Raw genomic sequence first — 7,033 nt, forward strand, 5'->3', positions numbered from 1 at the left:
AGACCGTTCCCTTCGAGAAAGACGGACCGATGGATACCATACTGACCAATGCCCGGATCGTGCTGGCCGACCAGGTTGTCGAGGGCTCGCTGCATCTGCGCGACGGCCGCATCGCGGGTATCGACAGCGGCCCCTCGTCGCTGCCGGGCGCGCAGGACATGGGCGGCGACTATGTGATCCCCGGGCTGGTCGAGCTGCATACCGATCATCTGGAAAACCACTATGCGCCGCGCCCCAAGGTCCGGTGGAATCCTATCGCGGCCGTCTGCGCCCATGATGCGCAGATCGCTGCCAGCGGCATCACCACGGTCTTCGATGCCCTGCGCGTCGGGCTCGACGAGGACACCGACATCACCGATGCCGACATGCGGCGGTTGGCCGATGCCATCGAGGCGGGCATGGCGAAGGATCGGCTGCGGGCGGAGCATTTCATCCACCTGCGCTGCGAAGTGTCCGCGCCCAATTGCCTGGAGAGCTTCGAGGTTTTCGAGAACGATCCGCGCGTGCGCATCGCCTCGCTGATGGATCATTCGCCCGGGCAGCGCCAGTTCGTGAGCCTTGAAGCCTACGCGGTCTACTACAAGGGCAAGCGGGGCATGAGCGACGCGGAGTTCAACGACTTCTGCGAGCGGCGGATGGCCCAGTCGGCAACCTGGTCCGACAAGAACCGCAAGATCGTCGCCGAGCGCGCGAGGGCACGCGGGGTGATGCTGGCCAGCCACGACGATGCGACCGACGCCCATGTCGACGAGGCAGTGGAACTGGGGATCCGCGTTGCGGAATTCCCGACCACGCTGGAGGCCGCGCGGGCGTCCAAGTCGCAGGGGTTGGCGGTCCTGATGGGCGCTCCCAACGTGGTGCGCGGCGGCTCGCATTCCGGCAATGTCTCGGCGCGAGATCTTGCAGCCAACGGGCTGCTCGACATCCTGTCGTCGGACTACATCCCCTTCAGCCTCATCCAGTCCGCCTTCTTCCTGGGCGAGGTGGTCGACGGGATCGACCTGCCGGAATCGATTGCCATGGTCACGCGCACGCCGGCCCGCTCCGCCGGGCTCGACGACCGCGGCGAGATTGCCATCGGCAAGCGCGCCGACCTGGTGCGTGTCCGCGTCGAGGAGCACATTCCGATCGTGCGCACCGTGTGGCGCGAAGGCAACCGGGTGGTCTGACCGATGCAGGGGGCAGCTTCGGGCGGGCAGGGGCCGCTGATCGCCGTCGTCGGACCGAGCGGGGTCGGCAAGGACACGCTGCTTTCGCGGGCACGCGCCGCCCTGTCCGATCGACCGGATGTTCTTTTCGTGCGCCGGTCGATCACCCGGCCGGCCAGTGCGGATGCCGAGGAGCATCTGCCGATCACGGCAGAAGCGTTCGATGAGGCGGAGCGCGCGGGCACTTTCGCCTATTGTTGGCGGGCGCATGGGCTGGGCTACGGGCTTCCTGCCTCCCTGTCTGACCATCTGGCAAGAGGGCATCCCGCCGTGATCAACGGGTCGCGCAAGGCTCTGGCGGGCATGAAGGAGCGGTTTCCGACATTCGCGGTAATACAGATCACCGCAGCGCCGGAGGTGCTCGCCGCGCGGCTGGCCGCGCGCGGGCGTGAGAGCGCGGACGAGATTGCCGCCCGCATCGCGCGGGCCAAGGAGCAGCTTCCGGTCGCCCCCGCCTGCACAATCGACAATAGCGGCGAACTCGACGAGGCGGCCGAAGCTCTGGTTGCCGCCATTCTCGAACTGGCCGATCCGGCACCCCGCTGATCTTCTCGGTATCGCCATCCACTGCGGCTCTTGCGCAAGGCCCGAAGCTTTGCGACAAGAAGTATGGAATTGCTCGCATTGCGAGCATTGACAAAAATACGGATGCAGTTGGTTGCGGGTCGGGCCGTGGCGCCATCGCATGCCGAAGGACGGAGTGGATCGGATGTCGGGGCAACTGGTAACCCATCGCACCAGCGGGCTGGTGCTGTCTTTGGACGAGACCGTTGCCAATGATCGCATCATCGAGGAAATCCGGCGCGGCCGCTACGAGGCGTCCGAGCTGTCGATGGCTTCGCGCTTCGTGCGCAAGGACGACCGGGTGCTGGAGCTTGGCGCCGGCATCGGCTTCATCTCGGCCGGCGTCATGCGCAATGTCGGCCCTGCCTACTACGCCGCCGTAGAGGCGGATGCCCGTCTCATCCCGCATATTCGCGAGACGCACCGCAAGAACGGTGTGTCCGGCGTCGAGGTGATCAACGCGGCCTTCGTTTCCGATCCGCAGATCCTCAAGACGGGTTTCGTCGAGTTCACCCTGCACCGTGAGTTCTGGCGCTCCGGCATCGGCCAGGACCAGGAGGGCGTGACAGAGACTGTGCGCGTGCCGGCAGTGGATGCCTCGGCCTTTATTGCCGACAAGGGGATCACGGTTCTCATCGCCGACATCGAGGGCGCGGAACTCGACCTGTTCAGAAACCTGCGTGTCGGTGGCCTCAAGCGCATCGTGCTGGAAGTGCATCCGCACAAGATCGGCAAGGCCGGCATGATCGAGATCTTCTCCGGCCTGTGCGCGGAAGGCTTTGCCTACAATGCCGCCCTGTCGGAGGGGCCGGTCGTGTGCTTCGAGGCCGTCGGCGACAGCGAAAGCAGCGAGGCGGAGCTCTTTACCCGCTTCGCCTGAGCGTTCCCGCGACCCTGCGCTCCACTCCTCTCGTTCTTTAGTCCGCTTGTCGGGGTGTCGATGCTTGGCGACACTCCTTGTCAGGGTGTGCCGGCGCTTGTCGGCCTCTTGCGGACAAAGCCTTTGAAGATCACGCATTTGATGCGATGGTCGGAGAGACCGACATGTCAGTTCAATCTGGTGCCATGGCCAAATTCCTGATCATCGACGATCATCCGTTGTTTCGAGAGGCTCTGCACAGTGCGGTGACGCAGGCCTATCCGGATGCCGATACCCAGGACGCCGCATCGCTGTCGGAAGCCTGTGATATTCTTGCCGCGGAAGGCGGTTTCGACCTAGCGCTGCTCGACCTCAACCTGCCGGGCGTGCGCGGCATGGACGGGCTTTTGCACCTGCGGACCAATTTTCCGCGTCTTCCGGTGGTGGTTGTTTCGGGTCATGAGGAGCGGAAGGTCATCTCGCAGGTGATCGCCTACGGGGCGGCCGGGTTCATCCCGAAGTCGGCCAAGAAGGCGGCCCTGGCCGACGCAATCCAGAAAGTCATCAACGGTGCGGTGTTCGTGCCCGACGATCTTCTGGCGGGCAGCGACGACCAGATCGACGCACATGCCCAGGACATGATCGACCGGGTGGCCACGCTGACGCCGCAGCAGCTCAAGGTGCTTCGGATGATCTGCGACGGGCTGCTCAACAAGCAGATCGCCTACCAGCTGGAGGTGGGCGAGACCACCGTGAAAGCGCACGTCTCGGAGATCTTGCGGAAGCTCAACGTCTTCAGCCGCACCCAGGTGGTGATCGAGATGTCGAAGCTGGAACAGATTTCGGGCCCCGATCTCTTCGACCCCTTTGCGCACGGCAAGAGCAGCAAGGCCGGCGCCTGACCGTCTTCACTTGCTGGCCGCCTCTACGGTGCCGCGGCCAGCAGATGCGCCATGAGCGCTCTCAGCTGTGCGGGCTTCACCGGCTTGGCCATGAATTCCGCGCCAAGGTTCGCCGCGTCCTTCACGACTGCCTCGGAGATATCCGCCGTGGCAAGGATCACCGGGGCCCGGCGCCGCAGGCGCTGCAGCAGTGCCGCGACCGTTCGCGTGCCCTGGTCGCCATGGTCGAGATGCTGATCGGCGATGATCAGCTCGGGCACGAAGCCTTCGTCCAGCAGTTCGTCCGCTCCGGCCTGCGACGCTGCGATCCGGTGTTCGCATCCCCATCCGTCGAGGAGGGTCGACATGGCACGGGTCACCTCGATGTCGTTTTCCAGCAGCAGAATGCGCCGGCCGGCAAGGGTGGCATCGCTGGCCGGCCGCTGGGCCGCTTGCGGCCTGGCCTTGCCGGGCGAAGGCGGCTCGCACCGTTCGGCGAGAATGCGGAAACGGCTGCCCTTGCCGACTTCCGATGTCAGGCTGAGTTCGTGGCCGAGTGCCGTCACCAGGCGGCGGACGATGGAAAGGCCGAGGCCGAGAGCGCAGTCGTCGTCGCGCCCGGCATGGCCCTTGGCTGCCGGCCCACGGTGGAACTCGTCGAAGATCAGCTCGCGCTGGTCGAGCGGGATGCCGCAGCCCGTGTCCACCACTTCGATGGCCACCATGTTGCCGCGCCGCCGGGTGCCGATCAGCACGCCGCCGCGGTCGGTGTAGCGGATGGCGTTGGAGATCAGGTTCTGCAGGGCGCGCCGCAGCATGGTCCGGTCGGAGCGCACATGGTCCCCGGTGATCGAGGTCTGCAGGCGCAGGCCCTTCGCCTCGGCGATGGGGCGCAGATCGGACAGCAGCGACTCGATGACCGGGACCAGCGGCACCGCCGTGGGGTCGGGTACCATCACTCCGGCATCGAGGCGGGAAATATCGAGCAGCGTGTGCAGCAGCTCGTTCATGGTGTCGAGCGAGCGCTCGACCTGCATGACCATCGCCCGGCCGCGTTCGCTCTCCTGCAGGTCGTACAGTGCCGACATGGTCAGTTGGGCCGCGTGCAGGGGTTGCAGCACGTCATGGCTTGCGGCAGCGAGAAACCGTGTCTTCGACTGGTCGGCGCGCTCCGAGATTTCCTTCTGCCGGGCAAGTTCCGCGTTGGTCTTCTCGAGATTGCGCAGGGTGGAGGTCAACTCGTCTGTGCGCCTGCGGACCTGTCCCTCCAGCGCGATGGCGGTCTGGAACAGCGAAAAGGCATTGCGCTGCTGATCCATCGCGCGCTCGACGCGATTGATCAGCGCATCGTTGATGCGCTTCAGGCGTTCCGCGTCGTCGATGTCGAGAATGCTCACGGACCGCTCCCGCCGCTCTGTCCCAGACCGAAGGCGATGCCGGTGAAGGTCTGGTTGAGGTGCATCGACAGGTACTGTTCGCCATAGGTGTTGAAGCCGATGACCTTGTTCTCACGATAGATCGCGGCGATGCGGTGTGTCACCTGGCGGTTGCGGGCATCGATCCGCCGCAGAACGCAGTCGAAGCCGAGTACGAAGTCGATGCCGCCGATGCGCTCGCGCACCGCATCGAAGGCGGCACGCGTGGTGCGGGTCATGCCGGCCGGTTCGGCAACGGTCATGACGATGCCGTCGTCGATGGCGCAGAAGAAGGAAAGCGAGCCGTCGCGGTTCATCTTCTGGACCGAGCGGCAGTAGTACTCCCCGCCGACCCGTACGACGAGCGGATGCGAGGCGAAGCTCATCGGCGACAGGCTCTGCGGATCCATGCCGATCACACGGGCATATTCTTCTGCGGCTGGGGCTGCGTTGAACTCGTGGACGATGCGCCTGTCGGGATCGGACCGGGTCACCACCAGCTTGTCCGGTGTCGGGACGAAATTGTCGGTCTTGAAGATGTGGAAGGGAACCTGCGTCTCCACCAGGATCAGGATCGCGGCATTGCTTGCCGGTTCCCCGTCCAGCAGCAGGGTCGTCGCGCCGAAGCGCATGTCATCGCCGGCCGACCCGCCCAGAAGGGGAATGTCGTCGAGGCCCCAATGAAGCGCGGCGGTGACTGATTCCTCGGCGAACGACAGGCCGTCGATCAGGCACAGGGCGAATGTGTTGGCAGGGCTTGCGGCGGCGGGGCCGAGAAACCCGCGTTTGGCCTCGCTGACCTGTGCCACGATCCTCTCCATGCCGGCGCGGCGAATGTCCAGGATCCTGTGGGCGGCGATCCGAAAGCGGGCGGCCGGGAAGAGAATGACGACGAGATTGCCCTCGCAGATGCCGCTTCGGGTGATCTCCCCTGCAGTGGAGCAGGCCGCATAGGGCAAGTCGGGGCATGTCGCGGCCAGTGCAGCTGTCACATCCTCGGCTGCAAAGCGCGCCGAAGAGAAGAACACCAGGGCAAAGCCCGCGCGATTGCGCTCGCGCGCGGCGGCCACGCGAGCCCAGTATCCCGCATCGCCCGGGTCGTCGCAATCGAGCGCGATGACGCCGCAGGCGTGTTCGATGCCGCCGTTCGGCTGCACGTTTTCCTCCCTCGCGCCGCCCGCCATCTCCCCGTTCCGGACTGCCGGCAAGGCCGGCTCCCGGATGGCGCTGTGGCGACGGCCCAGTCTAGGTCCGCTCGCTTCGACGTGACAAGCAGACGTTCGGCTTTGACCGAAAGTACAGTGTACAAGGGGGGTGCGCTGCCTTTTCCTGAGGGCGCCTGGAGGGAGACCGGGCAAACGGCCTGCCAGGCATCTTGACGCCAGAGGCCGGGCCGGGAGGAGCTTTCATGGATTTGGTTGGCGAGTATCGGATTTTGGCAGGTCGCGGTGCGGTTTGGGCCGCGCTGAACGATGCGGATGTTCTGCGTCGGTGCATTCCCGGTTGCGAGGAGCTTGAGAAGGTTTCGGATCGGGAGATGACGGCGACGGTCGTTGCGAAGATCGGGCCTGTGAAGGCGACGTTCAAGGGCGCGGTGACGCTTGAGAACCTGAACCCGCCTGAGAGCTACACGATTGTCGGCGAGGGCAAGGGCGGGGTTGCCGGCTTTGCCAAGGGCGCGGCGGATGTGTCGCTGGCCGAGGACGGGGCCGAGACGGTGCTGAGCTACACGGTGAAGGCGCAGGTCGGCGGCAAGCTGGCGCAGCTTGGCAGCCGGCTGATCGTGTCGACGTCGCGCAAGATGGCGGACGAGTTCTTCGGCAAGTTCAAGGAGATCGTGGAGGGCGGCGCGGCGTCGGGCGAGACTGGTGCTGGTGCTGGCGCTGGTGCTGCGGCGTTCGCGGACGAGCCGGATGCGGGCGAGATCGAGGCGGCGAAGAGCGCGGCTTTGTCGCGGCTTCCCGGCGATGTCGGCGAGGCGGTCTCTGATGCGGTGCACGAGGCGGAGGAACGGGTCGTGAAGACGGCGCGCGAGGTCGAGACCGAGGTCGAGGCGGCGGCGGGCCGTGGTTTTCTCGGCGGCCCGATGGTGTGGGGTCTTGCGGC

Annotated in this window: 7 protein-coding genes; 5 read left to right on the plus strand and 2 right to left on the minus strand. The window is 65.7% G+C overall.

The window, feature by feature from the left end; translation table 11 throughout:
• Window positions 1-29: 29 nt before the first annotated feature.
• From ACVJ6E_RS15565 to ACVJ6E_RS15580, 4 genes are all read left to right on the plus strand, one after another.
• Window positions 30-1,169 (plus strand): alpha-D-ribose 1-methylphosphonate 5-triphosphate diphosphatase, encoded by a 1,140-nt coding sequence (locus ACVJ6E_RS15565; RefSeq protein WP_120269300.1) that lies wholly within the window; start codon window positions 30-32, stop codon window positions 1,167-1,169.
• A 3-nt stretch (window positions 1,170-1,172) separates the two neighbouring features.
• The gene (gene phnN / locus ACVJ6E_RS15570) at window positions 1,173-1,754 is read left to right on the plus strand and encodes a phosphonate metabolism protein/1,5-bisphosphokinase (PRPP-forming) PhnN (protein WP_120269299.1); all 582 of its coding nucleotides are present in this window, start codon (window positions 1,173-1,175) and stop codon (window positions 1,752-1,754) included.
• A gap of 163 nt (window positions 1,755-1,917) precedes the next feature.
• Window positions 1,918-2,652 carry an FkbM family methyltransferase gene (locus ACVJ6E_RS15575; protein ID WP_158592696.1) on the plus strand — a complete coding sequence of 245 codons (735 nt, stop codon included), beginning with the start codon at window positions 1,918-1,920 and terminating at the stop codon, window positions 2,650-2,652.
• 164 nt (window positions 2,653-2,816) lie between these two features.
• Complete coding sequence (locus ACVJ6E_RS15580; RefSeq protein WP_120269724.1) at window positions 2,817-3,533, plus strand: response regulator transcription factor; 717 nt, start codon at window positions 2,817-2,819, stop codon at window positions 3,531-3,533.
• 23 nt (window positions 3,534-3,556) lie between these two features.
• Here ACVJ6E_RS15580 and ACVJ6E_RS15585 read toward each other — a convergent pair whose 3' ends face one another.
• Together ACVJ6E_RS15585 and ACVJ6E_RS15590 are read right to left on the minus strand one after the other, a co-directional pair.
• Complete coding sequence (locus ACVJ6E_RS15585; RefSeq protein ID WP_120269297.1) at window positions 3,557-4,909, minus strand: hybrid sensor histidine kinase/response regulator; 1,353 nt, start codon at window positions 4,907-4,909, stop codon at window positions 3,557-3,559.
• A complete protein-coding gene (locus ACVJ6E_RS15590; protein WP_199681240.1) occupies window positions 4,906-6,084 on the minus strand; it encodes an FIST N-terminal domain-containing protein in 1,179 nt (392 codons plus the stop codon). Before ACVJ6E_RS15590 ends, ACVJ6E_RS15585 begins: the two co-directional genes overlap by 4 nt.
• A gap of 251 nt (window positions 6,085-6,335) precedes the next feature.
• On the opposite strand from ACVJ6E_RS15590, the gene ACVJ6E_RS15595 reads away from it, so the two are divergent.
• A partial coding sequence (locus tag ACVJ6E_RS15595; protein ID WP_491676481.1) for an SRPBCC family protein occupies window positions 6,336-7,033 on the plus strand: 698 nt, incomplete at its 3' end.

The sequence above is a fragment of the Stappia sp. G46H5W genome, assembly GCF_058448995.1.